16 protein-coding genes are annotated in these 18,184 nt (G+C 38.8%); all 16 read left to right on the top strand.

Annotated features, from left to right (window positions below; genetic code table 11):
* Positions 1-168: 168 nt before the first annotated feature.
* The 16 genes from rpoC to rplB all read left to right on the top strand — a co-directional run bounded on the left by rpoC (position 169) and on the right by rplB (position 18,159).
* Positions 169-3,852 carry a DNA-directed RNA polymerase subunit beta' gene (gene rpoC / locus ACP3VS_RS12645; RefSeq protein WP_031416724.1) on the top strand — a complete coding sequence of 1,228 codons (3,684 nt, stop codon included), beginning with the start codon at positions 169-171 and terminating at the stop codon, positions 3,850-3,852.
* A 138-nt stretch (positions 3,853-3,990) separates the two neighbouring features.
* Entirely contained in the window at positions 3,991-4,239 is a 249-nt protein-coding gene (locus ACP3VS_RS12640) for a ribosomal L7Ae/L30e/S12e/Gadd45 family protein (RefSeq protein ID WP_036165052.1), read from the top strand.
* A gap of 98 nt (positions 4,240-4,337) precedes the next feature.
* Positions 4,338-4,757 carry a 30S ribosomal protein S12 gene (gene rpsL, locus ACP3VS_RS12635; protein ID WP_010860613.1) on the top strand — a complete coding sequence of 140 codons (420 nt, stop codon included), beginning with the start codon at positions 4,338-4,340 and terminating at the stop codon, positions 4,755-4,757.
* Between the two features lie 147 nt (positions 4,758-4,904).
* Positions 4,905-5,375, top strand: coding sequence for a 30S ribosomal protein S7 (gene rpsG, locus ACP3VS_RS12630; RefSeq protein WP_025116448.1), 471 nt, complete (start codon positions 4,905-4,907; stop codon positions 5,373-5,375).
* A gap of 80 nt (positions 5,376-5,455) precedes the next feature.
* The gene (gene fusA / locus ACP3VS_RS12625; protein WP_012296073.1) at positions 5,456-7,534 is read left to right on the top strand and encodes an elongation factor G; all 2,079 of its coding nucleotides are present in this window, start codon (positions 5,456-5,458) and stop codon (positions 7,532-7,534) included.
* A 136-nt stretch (positions 7,535-7,670) separates the two neighbouring features.
* Positions 7,671-8,858, top strand: coding sequence for an elongation factor Tu (gene tuf / locus ACP3VS_RS12620; protein WP_004233614.1), 1,188 nt, complete (start codon positions 7,671-7,673; stop codon positions 8,856-8,858).
* Positions 8,859-9,016: 158 nt separating this feature from the next.
* The gene (locus ACP3VS_RS12615; protein WP_031416722.1) at positions 9,017-9,706 is read left to right on the top strand and encodes a response regulator transcription factor; all 690 of its coding nucleotides are present in this window, start codon (positions 9,017-9,019) and stop codon (positions 9,704-9,706) included.
* Positions 9,707-9,766: 60 nt separating this feature from the next.
* Positions 9,767-10,729, top strand: coding sequence for a sensor histidine kinase (locus ACP3VS_RS12610; RefSeq protein WP_230586032.1), 963 nt, complete (start codon positions 9,767-9,769; stop codon positions 10,727-10,729).
* Between the two features lie 96 nt (positions 10,730-10,825).
* On the top strand, positions 10,826-11,590 hold the full coding sequence (locus ACP3VS_RS12605) for an ABC transporter ATP-binding protein (RefSeq protein ID WP_012296070.1): 765 nt from the start codon (positions 10,826-10,828) through the stop codon (positions 11,588-11,590).
* A complete protein-coding gene (locus ACP3VS_RS12600; RefSeq protein ID WP_200990756.1) occupies positions 11,577-13,556 on the top strand; it encodes an FtsX-like permease family protein in 1,980 nt (659 codons plus the stop codon). Before ACP3VS_RS12605 ends, ACP3VS_RS12600 begins: the two co-directional genes overlap by 14 nt.
* Positions 13,557-13,709: 153 nt before the next feature.
* The gene (locus ACP3VS_RS12595) at positions 13,710-15,020 is read left to right on the top strand and encodes a Na+/H+ antiporter family protein (protein WP_200990755.1); all 1,311 of its coding nucleotides are present in this window, start codon (positions 13,710-13,712) and stop codon (positions 15,018-15,020) included.
* Between the two features lie 342 nt (positions 15,021-15,362).
* The gene (rpsJ, locus tag ACP3VS_RS12590) at positions 15,363-15,671 is read left to right on the top strand and encodes a 30S ribosomal protein S10 (protein WP_004233624.1); all 309 of its coding nucleotides are present in this window, start codon (positions 15,363-15,365) and stop codon (positions 15,669-15,671) included.
* A 46-nt stretch (positions 15,672-15,717) separates the two neighbouring features.
* Complete coding sequence (gene rplC / locus ACP3VS_RS12585) at positions 15,718-16,347, top strand: 50S ribosomal protein L3 (protein WP_031416717.1); 630 nt, start codon at positions 15,718-15,720, stop codon at positions 16,345-16,347.
* A 26-nt stretch (positions 16,348-16,373) separates the two neighbouring features.
* A complete protein-coding gene (rplD, locus tag ACP3VS_RS12580) occupies positions 16,374-16,997 on the top strand; it encodes a 50S ribosomal protein L4 (protein WP_012296062.1) in 624 nt (207 codons plus the stop codon).
* Positions 16,997-17,281: a 50S ribosomal protein L23 gene (rplW, locus tag ACP3VS_RS12575; RefSeq protein ID WP_004233628.1), complete on the top strand. Its 285-nt coding sequence runs from the start codon at positions 16,997-16,999 to the stop codon at positions 17,279-17,281. Before rplD ends, rplW begins: the two co-directional genes overlap by 1 nt.
* 47 nt (positions 17,282-17,328) lie before the next feature.
* On the top strand, positions 17,329-18,159 hold the full coding sequence (gene rplB / locus ACP3VS_RS12570; RefSeq protein WP_008181913.1) for a 50S ribosomal protein L2: 831 nt from the start codon (positions 17,329-17,331) through the stop codon (positions 18,157-18,159).
* Positions 18,160-18,184 lie beyond the last annotated feature (25 nt).

Here is an 18,184-nt window from a genome sequence, read left to right as displayed (position 1 = left end):
AACTTATTTTCAAATTAGCCGGGCAGGATTTAACGCCCTGCCTGGCTTTTTCTTTTAATAAATCATTCTATTTCTAATCCTTTGTCAAAGAGGAAATTCTTTGCAAACGATTATCGAGCTGCGTAAAAGAGTCTTTATAAAGACCTATACTAGAGGGAGGTAGGCTCCTTGATAGACGTTAATGAATTTGAATATATGAAAATCGGTTTAGCATCCCCTGACAAGATTCGCTCTTGGTCATATGGTGAGGTTAAAAAACCTGAAACAATTAACTACCGTACGTTAAAACCAGAAAAAGATGGTTTATTCTGTGAACGTATTTTTGGGCCAACTAAGGATTGGGAATGTCATTGTGGTAAGTATAAACGTGTCCGCTATAAAGGCGTAGTTTGTGACCGCTGTGGTGTTGAAGTAACGCGTGCTAAAGTTCGTCGTGAACGTATGGGTCATATCGAATTAGCTGCACCAGTTTCTCATATCTGGTACTTCAAAGGTATTCCTAGCCGTATGGGTCTAATTTTAGATATGTCACCGCGTGCACTTGAAGAAGTGATTTATTTCGCTTCATACGTTGTGATTGATGCTGGTGCTACAAATTTAGAAAGCAAACAATTACTTTCTGAAAAAGAGTACCGCGCATACCGTGAAAAGTTCGGAAATACATTCGAAGCTTCAATGGGTGCAGAAGCAATTAAAAAATTATTAGGCAAAATTGACCTAGAAGATGAAACTCATTCTTTAAAAGAGGAGTTAAAATCTGCACAAGGTCAAAGACGTACGCGTGCTATCAAACGTTTAGAAGTTGTTGAATCATTCCGTAACTCAGGTAACTCACCTGAATGGATGATTTTAGATGTACTACCTGTAATTCCACCCGAGCTTCGCCCAATGGTGCAATTAGATGGTGGACGTTTTGCAACTTCAGATTTAAACGATCTATACCGTCGTGTTATCAACCGTAATAACCGATTAAAACGTTTATTAGATTTAGGTGCTCCAAGCATCATCGTACAAAACGAAAAACGTATGTTACAAGAAGCTGTTGACGCATTAATTGATAATGGTCGTCGCGGACGCCCTGTAACAGGTCCTGGTAACCGTCCACTAAAATCACTTTCACATATGTTGAAAGGTAAACAAGGTCGTTTCCGTCAAAATCTACTTGGTAAACGTGTTGACTATTCCGGTCGTTCCGTTATCGTAGTAGGTCCAAACTTAAAAATGTACCAATGTGGTCTACCTAAAGAAATGGCTATTGAGTTATTCAAGCCTTTCGTTATGAAGGAATTAGTAGAACGTGGCCTAGCTCATAATATTAAATCTGCTAAGCGTAAAATCGAACGTTTAAACAACGACGTTTGGGACGTACTAGAAGATGTTATTCGTGAGCATCCAGTATTACTAAACCGTGCACCAACGCTACACCGTCTTGGTATTCAAGCATTTGAACCAACACTAGTAGAAGGTCGTGCTATTCGTCTTCACCCATTAGTATGTACAGCATATAACGCTGACTTCGATGGTGACCAAATGGCCGTTCACGTACCATTGTCTGCAGAAGCTCAAGCTGAGGCTCGTCTTCTAATGCTTGCTGCGCAAAACATTCTGAACCCTAAAGACGGTAAACCTGTTGTAACACCTTCACAAGATATGGTATTAGGAAACTACTACTTAACGCTTGAACGTGAAAGTGCACGTGGAGAAGGTACTATTTTCTACGGTCCAAACGAAGTATTAATCGCATATGATACAGGTCATGTGCATTTGCATACACGTATTGCTATTAAAGCTGGTTCGTTAAATAATCCAACCTTCACAGAGGAACAAAATAACATGTTCCTATTAACGACTGTTGGTAAAGTGATCTTTAACGAAATCTTGCCTGAATCATTCCCTTATATCAATGAGCCGACTGATTTTAACTTAGAGCAAGTAACACCAGAAAAATACTTTGTGAATTTAACAATTGACGAAGAAACACTAAAAGAGCTTGAATCAGATAGTGCTTATAATAGCCTTGATGAAAAAGGGAAAATTGATGCACAACGTACAGCTGTATTGCGCAAGCATTTTGAATCTGTACCAGTTGTAAATCCATTCCGTAAAAAGTTCTTAGGAAATATCATTGCTGAAGTATTTAAACGTTTCCACATTACTGAAACATCTAAAATGCTTGACCGCATGAAAAACCTAGGATTCAAATATTCAACTCGTGCCGGTATTACTGTTGGTGTATCTGATATCGTGGTATTACCTGACAAAGGTGAAATTTTAGCAGTAGCTCAAGAAAAGGTTGATAAAGTTCAAGCGCAATTCCGCCGTGGTTTCATCACAGAGGATGAACGTTATGACCGTGTTATCTCAAGCTGGAGTGCTGCGAAAGATGAAATCCAAGCCAAGCTGATGAAGTCTCTTGAGAAAACAAACCCAATCTTCATGATGTCTGACTCAGGTGCCCGTGGTAACGCATCTAACTTTACACAGTTAGCAGGTATGCGTGGTCTGATGGCCAACCCGGCTGGTCGTATCATCGAACTACCAATTAAATCTTCATTCCGTGAAGGTTTAACAGTATTAGAGTACTTCATCTCAACTCACGGTGCTCGTAAAGGTCTTGCCGATACAGCCCTAAAAACTGCCGATTCAGGTTACTTAACTCGTCGTCTTGTTGACGTTGCACAGGATGTTATTGTGCGCGAAGATGACTGTGGTACTGACCGTGGTTTAACAATTGGTGCATTAATGGAAGGCACAGAGCTAATCGAGGCTCTAGATGAGCGTATTGTTGGTCGTCATACGAAGAAAACAATCGTACATCCTGAAACTGGTGAAGTGATTCTAAATAAAGACGGTTTAATCGATCAAGATGTGGCTCGTGCAATTATCGAAGCTGGTATCGAAGAAGTGACTATCCGTTCAGCATTTACATGTAATACAAAACATGGCGTATGTAAAAAATGTTACGGCATGAACTTAGCAACAGGTGAAAAGGTTGAGGTTGGAGAGGCAGTTGGTATTATTGCCGCTCAATCAATCGGTGAACCAGGTACACAGTTAACAATGCGTACATTCCATACAGGTGGGGTTGCCGGGGACGATATTACACAAGGTCTTCCACGTATCCAGGAGATCTTTGAAGCACGTAATCCAAAAGGTCAATCTGTTATTTCAGAGATCGCAGGTACTGTTTCAGATATCACAGAAATCCGTGAAGGCTTAAAAGAAATTACGATTCAAGGTGACGTAGAAACTCGTAAGTACCAAGCGCCTTATAATGCACGTCTTAAAGTTATCGAAGGTGATAATGTGGAGCGTGGTCAAGTTTTAACAGAGGGTTCTATCGATCCAAAACAATTATTAAAAGTCAAAGACGTTTCAACTGTTCAAGAATATTTATTAAAAGAAGTTCAAAAAGTATACCGTATGCAAGGGGTAGAAATTGGAGATAAACATATCGAGGTAATGGTTCGCCAAATGCTTCGTAAAGTACGTGTAATTGAAGCTGGAGATACAGATTTATTACCAGGTTCATTACTAGATATCCACCAGTTCGCAGAGGCAAACGCAGATGCTGTTATGGATGGCAAAAACCCTGCAACTTGTCGTCCTGTAATCCTAGGTATTACAAAAGCTTCTCTTGAAACAGAATCATTCTTATCTGCAGCATCATTCCAAGAAACAACACGTGTGTTAACAGATGCAGCAATTAAGGGTAAACGTGACGAGCTTCTTGGATTAAAAGAGAACGTAATTATCGGTAAACTTGTTCCTGCAGGTACTGGTATGCAACGTTACCGTCAAATCCGCATCGAAAAAGATGAGCTTGACACAGAAGTCGTTTCTGCTGAATAGATAGTAAAAATAGCGCCGAAGAGATGGAATTCCACCGTCTCTTCGGACTTTTTAAAGATATTAGTTGACAGTATAAAATGGTAATGATAATATATTGAAGGTTGATAGTTAACTGTCTGTACTTCGGAGGATATGAAAATGTCTTATGATAAAGTAAGGGCTAGTCAAACAATCATAGGTACAAAGCAAGCAGTAAAAGCAATGCGAGCCGGTTCAGTGAAAGAACTCCTTGTGGCACTTGATGCAGACAATTGGGTAACCGATTTGGCCATATCTTTCGCGAGAGAAATCGGTATACCAGTTATTCTTGTTGAGTCCAAAAAGGAACTGGGCAAGGCCTGTGGAATCCATGTTGGAGCTGCGGTAGTTGCGATTACTGTAGAGTAGTTTTTGTGTGTTAAGCACAAAGACTTTGTTTTTACCCAAAAAATGAACCACCTGGATGTGTGGTATTAACAAGGAATAAATGAAGGGAGGAAATACCGATGCCTACAATTAACCAATTAGTACGTAAGCCTCGTCAATCTAAAATCACGAAATCAAAATCACCAGCGTTAAACAAAGGATATAACTCATTTAAAAAATCTTTAACTGATGTTAAGTCTCCTCAAAAACGCGGTGTTTGTACTCGTGTTGGTACAATGACACCTCGTAAACCAAACTCAGCGTTACGTAAATACGCTCGTGTACGTTTAACTAACCAAATTGAGGTTACAGCTTATATCCCAGGTGAAGGCCACAACTTACAAGAGCACAGCGTTGTTCTTATCCGTGGCGGACGCGTAAAAGACTTAGCGGGTGTTCGTTACCATATCGTACGTGGTGCTCTTGATACAGCTGGTGTAAACGGTCGTTTACAATCACGTTCTAAATACGGAACAAAACGCCCTAAAGAAAAAAAATAATTTAACGTTCAATAACGTTATTTAAAACTGAGCCTTATACTAGTTGTCACAAATATCGAATCTTGCTAGCAGATTTGATATTTGATGGACGCATATAAAAGGCCAACTTATAAAATAATCGATATTTATTCGAAAGGAGGAAAACACATGCCTCGTAAAGGTCCTGTTTCCAAACGTGACGTGTTACCAGATCCAATTTATAGTTCAAAACTAGTAACTCGTTTAATCAATAAAATGATGGTTGATGGTAAAAGAGGTACTTCTCAAAAGATTTTATACGGTGCGTTCGAAATTGTTAAAGAACGTTCTGGTGAAAATCCAATTGAAGTATTCGAAGCTGCTCTAAATAACGTAATGCCAGTTCTTGAAGTACGCGCTCGCCGTGTTGGTGGTTCTAACTACCAAGTACCGGTTGAAGTACGTCCAGAACGTCGTACAACTTTAGGTCTTCGTTACCTAGTTAACTATGCTCGTCTTCGTGGTGAAAAAACTATGGAAGAACGTTTAGCTAACGAAATTCTTGATGCTTCTAACAATACTGGTGCATCAGTTAAGAAACGTGAAGATATGCACAAAATGGCAGAAGCGAACAAAGCATTCGCTCACTACCGCTGGTAATTTAACCTATGTGTTAGCAAATTGGCTAGCACAAGGTCTCTTATACAGTCTTTACCCCAATATGGAAGGAGAAATTTCCTATGAAACGCGAATTCTCACTTGAGAATACTCGTAATATTGGGATCATGGCTCACATTGATGCTGGTAAAACAACAACAACTGAGCGTATCCTTTATTACACTGGTAAGATTCACAAAATCGGTGAAACTCATGAAGGCGCTTCTCAAATGGACTGGATGGAGCAAGAGCAAGAACGTGGTATTACAATCACTTCTGCAGCAACAACAGCCCAATGGGCAGGCCATCGTGTAAACATCATCGATACTCCTGGACACGTAGACTTCACTGTAGAAGTAGAACGTTCATTACGCGTACTTGACGGTGCTGTAACAGTACTAGATGCTCAATCTGGTGTTGAGCCTCAAACTGAAACTGTATGGCGTCAAGCTACAACTTATGGTGTTCCACGTATTGTATTCATTAATAAAATGGATAAAACAGGAGCAGACTTCTTATATTCTGTAGGAACTCTACATGATCGTTTACAAGCAAACGCTCACCCTATTCAATTACCAATCGGAGCTGAAGATCAGTTCTCAGCAATCATTGACTTGGTTGAAATGAAAGCTACTTTCTATGGTGACGAAAAAGGTACAGCAGTAACTGAGGGAGAAATTCCTGAAGAATACCGCGCACAAGCTGAAGAGTACCGTGAAAAATTAATCGATGCTGTTGCAAGTGTTGATGAAGATATCATGGAAAAATATTTAGAAGGCGAAGAAATTACTGTTGCGGAACTTAAAGCGGCAATCCGTCGTGCTACAATCGCAGTAGAATTCTACCCAGTAATCTGTGGTACAGCGTTCAAACACAAAGGTGTACGCCCAATGTTAAATGCTGTTATCGATTACTTACCATCTCCAGTAGATGTACCAGCAATCAAAGGTACTTCTGTTGATGGTGACGAAGAGTTAGAACGTAAATCTTCTGATGATGAGCCATTCTCAGCTCTTGCATTCAAAGTTATGACTGACCCGTTCGTAGGTAAATTAACGTTCTTCCGTGTGTACTCTGGAACATTAGATTCAGGTTCATACGTACAAAACTCTTCTAAAGGTAAACGTGAGCGTGTAGGTCGTATCCTACAAATGCACGCTAACTCTCGTGAAGAGATTTCTAAAGTATTCGCTGGGGACATCGCAGCAGCAGTAGGTCTTAAAGATACTACTACTGGTGATACTCTTTGTGACGAGAAAAACCTAGTTATTCTTGAATCAATGGAATTCCCTGAGCCAGTAATTTCTCTTTCTGTAGAACCAAAATCAAAAGCTGACCAAGATAAAATGGGTCAAGCTTTACAAAAACTTCAAGAAGAGGATCCAACTTTCCGTGCTCATACTGACACAGAAACTGGACAAACAATCATCTCAGGTATGGGTGAACTTCACCTTGATATCTTAGTTGACCGTATGCGCCGTGAATTTAAAGTAGAAGCTAACGTAGGTGCTCCAATGGTATCTTACCGTGAAACATTCCGTAGCTCTGCAAAAGTTCAAGGTAAATTCACTCGCCAATCTGGTGGTCGTGGACAATATGGTGACGTAACGATTGAGTTCTCTCCAAATGAAGAAGGTAAAGGCTTTGAATTCGAAAACGCTATCGTTGGTGGTGTAATTCCTCGTGAATACATTCCTGCAGTTGAAGCAGGTCTTCGTGACTCTCTTGACCGCGGTGTAGTAGCTGGTTACCCTCTAATCGATATTAAAGCGAAATTAGTATTCGGTTCTTACCATGACGTTGACTCGAATGAGATGGCGTTCAAAATCGCTGCATCTATGGCTCTTAAAGAAGCATCTAAACAATGTGATGCTGTTATCTTAGAACCAATGATGAAAGTAGAAGTTGTAATTCCAGAAGAATACCTTGGTGATATCATGGGTAACATTACTTCTCGTCGCGGACGCGTTGAGGGTATGGATGCTCGCGGTAACTCACAAGTTGTTCGTGCTATGGTTCCTTTAGCAGAAATGTTTGGTTATGCAACGACTCTTCGTTCTGCAACGCAAGGTCGTGGTGTATTCTCAATGACATTTGATCATTATGAAGAAGTACCAAAATCAATTGCTGCTGAAATCATCAAAAAAAATAAAGGTGAATAATTGAATTTTCATCTTGCATAAAGTATAACTAATTTGTAAGCTATGATTGCAGGATAGGGGATGGGCCCGTTCTCTATCAGCATTCATTCTATAAATTTCAAAAATAAAACATATAATTTTGAGGAGGCAATCTCTAATGGCTAAAGAAAAATTTGACCGTTCTAAAACGCATGCTAACATTGGTACAATCGGACACGTTGACCATGGTAAAACTACTTTAACTGCTGCTATCGCTACAGTTCTTTCTAAAAAAATGGGTGGTACAGCTAAATCATACGCTGACATCGATAACGCTCCTGAAGAAAAAGAGCGTGGTATCACAATCAATACTTCTCACGTAGAATATGAAACAGAAACTCGTCACTATGCACACGTTGACTGCCCAGGACACGCTGACTATGTTAAAAACATGATCACTGGTGCTGCACAAATGGACGGCGGTATCTTAGTAGTATCTGCTGCTGATGGCCCAATGCCACAAACTCGTGAACACATCCTTTTATCTCGTCAAGTAGGTGTTCCATACTTAGTAGTATTCATGAACAAATGTGATATGGTTGATGACGAAGAATTATTAGAATTAGTAGAAATGGAAATCCGTGACCTACTATCTGAATATGACTTCCCAGGTGACGATATTCCTGTAATCAAAGGTTCTGCTCTTAAAGCTCTTGAAGGTGAACCAGAATGGGAAGAAAAAATCGTTGAATTAATGGACGCTGTAGATTCTTACATTCCAACTCCAGAACGTCAAACTGACAAACCATTCATGATGCCAGTAGAGGACGTATTCTCTATCACTGGTCGTGGTACAGTTGCAACTGGCCGTGTTGAACGTGGTCAAGTTAAAGTTGGTGACGTAGTTGAAATCATCGGTATCGCTGAAGAAGCTAAATCTACTACTGTAACTGGTGTAGAAATGTTCCGTAAATTATTAGACTATGCTGAAGCTGGTGACAACATCGGTGCATTACTTCGTGGTGTAGCTCGTGAAGAAATCCAACGTGGTCAAGTATTAGCTAAACCAGGTTCAATTACTCCACACACTAACTTCAAAGCTGAAGTTTATGTTTTATCAAAAGAAGAGGGTGGCCGTCATACTCCATTCTTCTCTAACTACCGTCCTCAGTTCTACTTCCGTACAACTGACGTAACAGGTATCTGTAACTTACCAGAAGGCGTTGAAATGGTAATGCCTGGTGATAACATCGAAATGACAGTTGAACTTATCGCTCCAATCGCTCTTGAAGAAGGTACTAAATTCTCTATCCGTGAGGGTGGCCGTACTGTAGGCGCTGGCGTAGTTGCTTCTATCCAAAAATAATTTTAGCTTTTGCTAATGTTCAAACCAATCTGTAGGGACGCTTACAGATTGGTTTTTTATGTTAAAATATAAGTAATTTAAAGTTTTAATTAGTGTATGAATACATATCAGCCAGCATGTCATCTAGGTAAACTATTTAAGTGGAAAGGGATTTGAATATGGAGATGAAAATTTTACTGATTGAAGATGATCCATCGATATATAGTATGATTGAAGAACGTTTTGCACAATGGTCATTACAAGTTGTAGGACCCAAAAATTTTCAAAAGGTGATGGATGACTTTATAGAAGTAAAGCCACATCTTGTACTAATCGATATTCAATTGCCAGCCTATGATGGCTTTCATTGGTGTCGAGAAATTCGTCATCTATCCAATGTGCCAATCCTTTTTCTATCTTCTCGAGATCATCCAATGGATATGGTGATGGCAATGCAAATGGGGGCAGATGATTTTATACAGAAACCCTTTCATATGGAAGTATTGCTCGCTAAAGCACAGGCTATTTTACGAAGAACCTATGACTATGTTGAAGCGAAAATGGATGTTACACGATTTAATGATGCTGTTATTGATTATGCAAGGAGTGAAATTATTTGTGATGGAGCTATAGCTTCTTTAACAAAAAATGAACTCTTTATTTTGCGCATTTTAGTGGAACAGGCTAATCATATCGTTTCAAGAGATGAACTAATGAGAAAACTGTGGGATGATGAACGTTTTGTAAACGATAATACGTTATCGGTGAATGTTAACAGGTTACGTGCAAAGCTAGAGGATATTGGCTTACATGAAGTGATTCTAACAAAAAAGGGACTTGGATATATAGCAGTAACTCAAGGGACGTGAATTATATTGATACTATTGTTTATAAGAGAGCGCTTTGCATGGATAGGGTTTTTTACATTTATGATGATACTGTTAAACGTGCTATTTTCTTTAGATGTTGGTTTAAATAGTGTTTCTATTTGGTATGTAAATGTAAGTATGCTTGTTAGTTTCATACTCTTCTTCTTATGGCGTTTCTTCCTCGAAGTTGGGAAATTAAATGATTTCCTGGGAAATATGGATAGCCACCTTGATGAAGCCCATAGAAGTAGCTTATCATTGTCACCTTTTCAAGAAGTTAGCTTTCGAAAAATGGAGGATGTCTTTCATGAAAAGAATATGGAATTAAATCAGGCCAAAGTACAGCTGCAAGAGTATTCAGATGAGTTGCTGGCATGGGTTCATGAAGTAAAAGGGCCTTTAACAACCATTAATTTAATGTTAGACCATGTGGAGGATTTATCAACACGTCGAAAATTAGAAAAAGAATGGTTGAGACTCCATCTGTTAGTCGATCAACAGCTACACCAAACACGACTTACTTCTATAGAAAAGGACAATTATTTAACTGAGATTGAGCTAAAACCAGTTGTTAATAAAGAGATTCGAGCTATGCAAGCCTGGTGTATAGAAAAGGGAATCGGTTTTGAAGTAGATGAACTGACTGAAAAGGTTATGACAGATGGAAAATGGCTATCGTTTATTGTACGACAAATTCTCTCTAACGCCATAAAATATAGTTCAGCCAATTCAGAGGTAGCGATTTTTACTGAACTTGACCCAACAGGTGCTACATTATTACATATTAAAGATGTGGGCATTGGGATACCTTCGGAGGATTTACCTAGGATTTTTCAAAAATCGTATACAGGAAACGTGGGGCGGGAGTCAAGTCAATCTACAGGTATGGGTCTTTATCTAGCATATAATGTAGCAAAAAAAATAGGTATCCGTATAAATGTACAATCGACTGTAGGAGAGGGTTCATTATTTACGCTACGGTTCCCATTACAAAATGAATATGTCAAACTAACAGGTAGATGACGAAATTGTCACCTACCTTTTTATATTGTCATCTAAAACGCACGAATGAATAGATGCGACAGGGTACACTGGGAATATAGAAAGGGGCGTTTATAAGTGACAGTGTTAATTGGTCGTAAAATAAAAAAAGTTTATGGAAAGAAATCTACGGCTCAGGAAGTATTAAAGGGCATTGATTTGGAAGTGAGTAAGGGTGAATTCGTAGGTATTATGGGACCTTCTGGATCAGGTAAAACAACACTTTTAAATGTCTTATGTTCAATCGATTTTGCAACAGAAGGAGTAATAGAAATAAATGGTCATAATTTACGGGGAATGAAGGAAAAGGCTTTGGCCAATTTCCGTAGAGAGCAGTTAGGTTTCATATTCCAGGATTATAATTTACTAGATACATTAACCGTAAAGGAAAATATTCTTCTCCCCTTAGCGATCAGTAATCTACCCAAGACAGTTGCTGAAAGTCGTGTAAAGGAGCTAACATCCTTACTAGGCATATCAGAAATTTTAAATAAATATCCCAATGAAATATCCGGGGGACAAAAACAACGTACATCTGCTGCGCGTGCACTGATTACAAATCCATCATTAGTATTTGCAGATGAGCCTACAGGTGCATTAGATTCTAAATCAGCTACAGCTTTGCTCCAAAATCTCCAAAATATTAATGAGACAAAAGAAGCGACAATAATGATGGTTACGCATGATGCAGTAGCTGCAAGTTTCTGCACACGTGTTTTATTTCTAAAGGATGGACTTATTTATAGTGAGCTTTATAAAGGGGATAAAACAAGACAGGCTTTTTTCCAGGAAATCATGCATACGCAAAGTGTGCTAGGCGGTGATGGTTATGAGTCTAAGTAAGTTAGTATTAAGAAGCATGAAGAAAAATATGAAGCACTACTATTTATACTTCTTCGCCCTGATTTTTAGCGTTACTTTATATTTTTCCTTTGTAACATTACAAAATAACTCTGCAGTATGGGATGCTGTTCAGATGAGTGGAACGGCTACTGCTGGATTTAAAGCAGCCACTTATATTTTATATTTTATCGTTTTGTTCTTCGTCTTGTACGCCAATCATTTATTTATGAAGCGTCGTAGTAAAGAGATAGGCTTGTACCAATTGATTGGTATGACCAAGGGATTAATTGTACGCTTATTAGCGATCGAAAGCATTCTATTATTTGTTGGAGCTGTTATTTTAGGTATGCTGGCCGGTTTCTTTAGTTCACGTGTATTTGCAATGATACTATTGCGTGTACTTGAGAAAGAAGCTCTTGTAACCATGACATTTAGTACGCAGGCATTACAGCAATCCATAATTGTATTTACTATACTGTTGATGATTGTCCTTGTACAAATGGCCTGGATGATCCATCGTGTTTCTTTACTATCACTATTTACCGCTGCTAAACAAGCAGATGAACGTGTAAGACGTTTTAGTGCCTTACAAATGGTGATTGGCTTTATGGGGCTAGTTTTAATTGTTTATGGTTACTATGCTTCAACAAAGCTATTTGATATTGAATCAGCCGGAAACTTATTTATTAATATGATCATTATTCTAGTTACTACAATTGGTGGAACATTTCTTGTCTTTCGTTTTTCTGTAGCATTTATTATGAATACGATTCGCTTAAAGAAAAAAGGACATCTTTCCATCCATGATGTTTTAGCATTAACACCTATCATGCATCGGATGAAGAGCAACGCTAAGTCATTAACGCTCATAACCGTATTAACGGGTGTCTCTCTAGGTGTGACGACTTTATCTTATATCTCCTACTATTCTTCAGAAGCATCTGCATATAGCCAAGTACCGGGTGATTTTATCTTGCTAGAAGAGCAGGGAATGTCTTTCTTAAATGAATTAGAGAAAAATAACATAGCGTATGAAAGGGTAGATTATCGTTTGCAAGGAGTAACAGCCTCTGTAGGACAACTCATGTCTAAAAAACAGCAGGATAATCCTCTATATAGTATGGAAGGAACCATCTATACAATTCCACTTTCTGATTATAAGCAGAGTGTGCCTGAAGCCTCGATATCAGGAAATGATGTGATTTTAACAAACTATGGTGGGTATATGGCTGAGATGTTCCCATTAGAGAAAGATCGTGATGTAGTAGTATCTGCAGGAGAACTCGAAGAGACTTTTCATGTTGTGGATGTACACGATAAAAGTATTATAAGTGGTATCGTTACAGCTGGAGGTGGTGGGCCCATCTTTGTTGTAACAGATGATATGTTTAAAAGTCTAACTACACAATCAGAGCATTACCCTTGGCATCGACAGTCTTCTATTACTATAAATTCAAAAGAAAACTTAGTGGTGGCAGAGAAATTATATTTACAGACAAATGCTGGGGTCATTACAACTAAAGATCATGAGGGTAAAACAGAGCAGTATAATCAATCTTCTTATGAAGAGAAGCGTAAAGATAATATTGAATCATTGGGTCTTACTATATTTACAACTGCATTTTTAGGATTAGCTTTCTTAATGACAACTGGTAGCATTCTGTACTTCAAACAAATGTCTGAGGCAGAGGAAGAGCGTGGCTCCTATACAATCCTCAGAAAGATTGGCTTTGCAGAAAGAGATATTATGAGAGGCATTTATATGAAACAAGCCTTTAATTTTGGAGTTCCATTAATTATTGGATTATTGCATAGCTACTTTGCTGTTAAATCAGGATGGTTTTTATTTGGAACAGAGTTAACAGCACCCTTGTGGATTGCGATGTGCTGTTATATAGCATTGTATACAATTTTTGCTCTACTATCGGTAGGCTACTATAAAAAAGTCGTTCGAGAATCATTGTAACAATTAAATAAGTAGGAACCCAAAAGCAGTGTGATGAGTAATAGATCATACTGTTTTTTTATTGCCTTGAATGATGAAAACCCTTGACTTTCAATTATCAGAATAATAATGTTTAACATGTTAGTAATTTAGCGTATGAAAGTGAGTGTAACGATGAATGCAGTAATAGTGGCGGTAGCCGTTATGTTAATATTAAGCTTACTTCGCATCAATGTCGTCCTATCTTTAGTGTTAGGGGCGTTTGTAGGTGGCCTTACAAGCGGTATGAGCATTGAAGCAACAGTAGAATCATTTACAGAAGGGTTAGGGGCAGGTGCAACGATTGCATTAAGTTATGGCCTACTTGGCGGCTTTGCCATCGCCATTGCCAAAACCGGGATACCTGAATTGATGATTACAGGGATGTTAAACATATTAAATAGTGAAAGTAATCGCAAAGGTTTAGTGAAGGTTTTAATTTTTTTCCTTATTTTTTTGATGTCAATTTTATCACAGAATGTCATACCTATTCATATCGCTTTTATTCCACTATTGATTCCTCCTGTTTTAAAAATTTTAAATTTATTAGAGATCGATCGACGTCAAGTGGCAACCTTAATAGCAGTGGGCTTAATAGGTACTTATAGCTTTGTACCAGCTGGCTTTGGGGCAATCTTTCAAGATATCGTTGCTACACAAGTATCAGAGGCTGGGATGGTAGTATCTTCACGTGATGTACCTGTAGCAATGGCGATTCCAGTGCTAGGTATGCTGATAGGATTAATTACAGCCTTTATTGTATATCGCAAGCCAAGACATTATAAAAATAATGAAATAGAGGCTGATTCTCTCCATGTTAATGTCAGCAAAGTTGTGATGGTTTCCACAGCTCTTGCACTAATCGTATCGTTATGTGCTCAAGTGTTTACAGATTCGATGATAGTAGGTTCTTTTGCAGGTATTATGATCATGTATTTTACAGGTGCATTGAAATGGAAAGAAGCTGATGACATTCTTTCTGAAGGAATGAAGATGATGGCCTTTATAGGCTTTGTCATGATTGCCGCTAATGGCTTTGCTGCGGTCATTAATGCTACTGGACATGTGGATAGCTTAATTACAAGCTCTATATCTATTTTAAAAGGAAACAGAAGTTTAGCGGTATTTATTATGTTAGTCATAGGGTTAGTTGTGACAATGGGAATCGGTTCTTCCTTTGCAACAGTGCCGATAATCGCGACGTTATTTGTTCCTCTCGCACAGGGGTTAGGAATGAGTCCTTTAGCAATCCTTTGTCTAATAGGAACGGCAGGTGCATTAGGTGATGCAGGATCTCCAGCTTCAGATTCTACGCTAGGACCGACAGCAGGTTTGAATGTAGACGGACAACATCACCATATTTGGGACACCTGTGTGCCGACTTTTATTTTTATTAACATTCCATTAATTCTATTTGGTTGGATTGCATGTGTGTTCTTTCTATAAAGAAGAAAGGAAGCTACTATTTAAAAAGACTTCAAAGTTATTTGAAATGTTCGATATTGTTGTATGGAAACCTTAGGTGTTGCAATATGTATGGAAATTTTATATACTAATAAACGGCTTAATAAAGCGAAGTGATAGTAGTACTAAGAATATCTGCAACATTTAAAAGAATTTAGCGAAAAGACTTGCTTATTCTTTTTTTATTGTATATAATGTTGAATGTTGGTCTTTGACTGCGATGAAGCGAGAGGTTGCCGACACACCCGGCCGCTTTGCCATGGCGGTGTGTGGGAAAATTTTCGTGGAGAATGTCTAGAAAATAGGCGAGAAGGAGGGAAAATAATGGCAAAACAAAAGATTCGTATTCGTTTAAAAGCGTATGATCACCGTATTTTAGATCAATCTGCTGAGAAAATTGTGGAAACTGCAAAACGTTCAGGTGCAAGTGTATCAGGTCCGATTCCACTTCCAACTGAGAAGTCTGTGTACACAATTCTTCGTGCGGTTCACAAGTACAAAGATTCTCGTGAACAATTCGAAATGCGTACGCATAAACGTCTGATCGATATCGTTAACCCGACACCACAAACTGTTGATGCGTTAATGAAACTTGATTTACCATCTGGCGTTGATATCGAAATCAAACTTTAATGGTAAAAACAATATAACTTTTTAAAACTTACAGGAGGTGTGACAAATGGCTAAAGGAATCTTAGGTAGAAAAATTGGTATGACACAAGTTTTCGCTGAAAACGGCGATCTAATCCCGGTAACAGTTATCGAAGCTACTCCAAACGTAGTACTTCAAAAGAAAACTGTTGAAACAGATGGCTACGAAGCAATCCAAGTTGGTTTCGAAGATAAGCGCGTTAAGCTTTCTAACAAACCACAACAAGGTCACGTAGCAAAAGCGAACACTGCTCCTAAGCGCTTCATTCGTGAATTCCGCAACGTGAACGTGGAAGAGTACGAAGTTGGTCAAGAAGTCAAAGTAGAAATTTTCGCAGAAGGCGATGTAATCGATGTAACAGGTGTTACTAAGGGTAAAGGTTTCCAAGGTGTAATTAAACGCCACGGACAATCTCGTGGTCCTATGGCCCACGGTTCTCGTTACCACCGTCGTCCTGGTTCAATGGGTCCAGTTGCTCCGAACCGCGTATTCAAACAAAAGAAATTACCTGGTCAAATGGGTGGCAATGTAGTTACAATCCAAAACTTAGAAATCGTGAAAGTTGATACAGATCGTAACTTACTACTTGTTAAAGGTAATGTTCCTGGTTCTAAAAAAGCTCTAGTTACAGTAAAAACTGCAATTAAAGCTAAGTAATCACTTAAGGAAAGGAGGAAACAGGAATGACAAAAGTATCTGTACTTAGTCAAACAGGTGCTTCAGTTGGTGAAATCGAATTAAACGATGCGATCTTCGGAATCGAGCCAAATGAAGCAGTATTATTCGACGCAGTAGTAGCTCAACGTGCTTCTCTACGTCAAGGTAATCACAAGGTTAAAAACCGTTCTGAAGTTGCTGGTGGTGGTCGTAAGCCATGGCGTCAAAAAGGAACTGGTCGTGCTCGTCAAGGTTCTATCCGTTCTCCACAATGGCGCGGCGGTGGTATCGTATTCGGTCCTACTCCACGTAGCTATTCTTATAAATTACCTAAAAAAGTTCGTCGTTTAGCTCTTAAATCTGCTTTATCAGCTAAAGTAGTAGAACAAAACTTCTTAGTTCTTGATGCTCTAACTCTAGCAGCACCAAAAACAAAAGAATTCACAAAAATCCTTAAAGATCTTTCTTTAGAGAAAAAATCTTTATTCGTAACTGCTGACCTAGATGAAAACGTAGCATTATCTGCTCGTAACATCCCTGGTGTAACAGTTTTAACTGCAAATGGAATCAACGTTCTTGATCTTTTAGGTCATGAAAAAGTTGTATTCACTAAATCTGCAGTAGAAAAAGTTGAGGAGGTGCTTGGATAATGGAAGCACGTGATATTTTAAAACGTCCGGTCATTACTGAGCGTTCTTCAGAACTTATGGCAGAGAAAAAGTATACTTTCGAAGTAGACACTCGCGCTAACAAAACTCAAGTAAAAGACGCTGTAGAAGAAATCTTTGGTGTAAAAGTTGAGAAAGTAAACGTTCTTAACTACAAAGGTAAATTCAAGCGTGTTGGCCGTTACGGTGGTTACACTAACAAACGTCGTAAAGCGATTGTTAAATTAACTGCTGATAGCAAAGAAATTGAATTATTCGAAATGTAATCCCTAGTGGATTTATGATTTGAACACTCAAGAAGGAGGGAAACACAATGGCGATTAAAAAGTATAAACCTACCTCTAATGGTCGTCGTAACATGACGTCATTAGACTTTGCGGAAATTACAACTAACAAGCCTGAGAAATCATTGCTTGAACCAACTAAACGCAAAGCTGGTCGTAACAACCAAGGTAAAATCACTGTTCGTCATCATGGTGGTGGTCATAAGAAGCAATACCGTGTTATCGATTTCAAACGTGTTAAAGATAGCATTCCGGCAAAAGTTGCTACTATTGAATATGATCCAAACCGTTCTGCGAATATCGCATTAATCAATTACGCTGATGGAGCAAAAGCTTACATCCTAGCACCTAAAGGTCTAGAGGTTGGTCAAACAATCGTTTCTGGTCCAGATGCTGACATTAAAGTGGGTAACGCTTTACCATTAGCAAACATTCCAATGGGTACTACAATCCATAACATCGAGTTAAAACCTGGTAAAGGTGGACAATTAGTACGTTCTGCTGGTACTTCTGCTCAAGTACTTGGTCGTGAAGGAAAGTACGTAATCGTTCGTCTTCAGTCTGGTGAAGTACGTTTAGTGTTAGCTACTTGTCGCGCTACAATCGGTCAAGTTGGTAATGAACAACACGAACTTGTACACATCGGTAAAGCGGGTCGTAGCCGTTGGTTAGGTAAACGCCCAGAAGTTCGTGGTTCTGTAATGAACCCTAACGATCACCCACACGGTGGTGGTGAAGGACGTTCTCCAATCGGACGTAAATCACCAATGACTCCTTGGGGTAAACCAGCACTTGGTTACAAAACTCGCAAGAAGAAAAACAAATCGGATAAATTTATCATCCGTGGTCGTAAAAAATAAAGTGGTTAAACTACGGTTCTATGTG

This window comes from Lysinibacillus sp. VIII_CA, assembly GCF_049943995.1.
Lineage (GTDB): Bacteria > Bacillota > Bacilli > Bacillales_A > Planococcaceae > Lysinibacillus > Lysinibacillus pinottii.
Note: the sequence above shows the minus strand (reverse complement) of the source record. Positions and strands in the feature narration are given on the sequence as shown.

Excerpts from the sequence above, each read along its gene's own strand:
- ACP3VS_RS12640 (WP_036165052.1), top strand. The coding sequence starts at position 3,991 with ATGTCTTATGATAAAGTAAGGGCTAGTCAAACAATCATAGGTACAAAG.
- rpsL (WP_010860613.1), top strand. The coding sequence starts at position 4,338 with ATGCCTACAATTAACCAATTAGTACGTAAGCCTCGTCAATCTAAAATC.
- rpsG (WP_025116448.1), top strand. The coding sequence starts at position 4,905 with ATGCCTCGTAAAGGTCCTGTTTCCAAACGTGACGTGTTACCAGATCCA.
- fusA (WP_012296073.1), top strand. The coding sequence starts at position 5,456 with ATGAAACGCGAATTCTCACTTGAGAATACTCGTAATATTGGGATCATG.
- tuf (WP_004233614.1), top strand. The coding sequence starts at position 7,671 with ATGGCTAAAGAAAAATTTGACCGTTCTAAAACGCATGCTAACATTGGT.
- ACP3VS_RS12615 (WP_031416722.1), top strand. The coding sequence starts at position 9,017 with ATGGAGATGAAAATTTTACTGATTGAAGATGATCCATCGATATATAGT.
- ACP3VS_RS12610 (WP_230586032.1), top strand. The coding sequence starts at position 9,767 with ATGATGATACTGTTAAACGTGCTATTTTCTTTAGATGTTGGTTTAAAT.
- ACP3VS_RS12600 (WP_200990756.1), top strand. The coding sequence starts at position 11,577 with ATGAGTCTAAGTAAGTTAGTATTAAGAAGCATGAAGAAAAATATGAAG.
- ACP3VS_RS12595 (WP_200990755.1), top strand. The coding sequence starts at position 13,710 with ATGAATGCAGTAATAGTGGCGGTAGCCGTTATGTTAATATTAAGCTTA.
- rpsJ (WP_004233624.1), top strand. The coding sequence starts at position 15,363 with ATGGCAAAACAAAAGATTCGTATTCGTTTAAAAGCGTATGATCACCGT.
- rplC (WP_031416717.1), top strand. The coding sequence starts at position 15,718 with ATGGCTAAAGGAATCTTAGGTAGAAAAATTGGTATGACACAAGTTTTC.
- rplD (WP_012296062.1), top strand. The coding sequence starts at position 16,374 with ATGACAAAAGTATCTGTACTTAGTCAAACAGGTGCTTCAGTTGGTGAA.
- rplW (WP_004233628.1), top strand. The coding sequence starts at position 16,997 with ATGGAAGCACGTGATATTTTAAAACGTCCGGTCATTACTGAGCGTTCT.
- rplB (WP_008181913.1), top strand. The coding sequence starts at position 17,329 with ATGGCGATTAAAAAGTATAAACCTACCTCTAATGGTCGTCGTAACATG.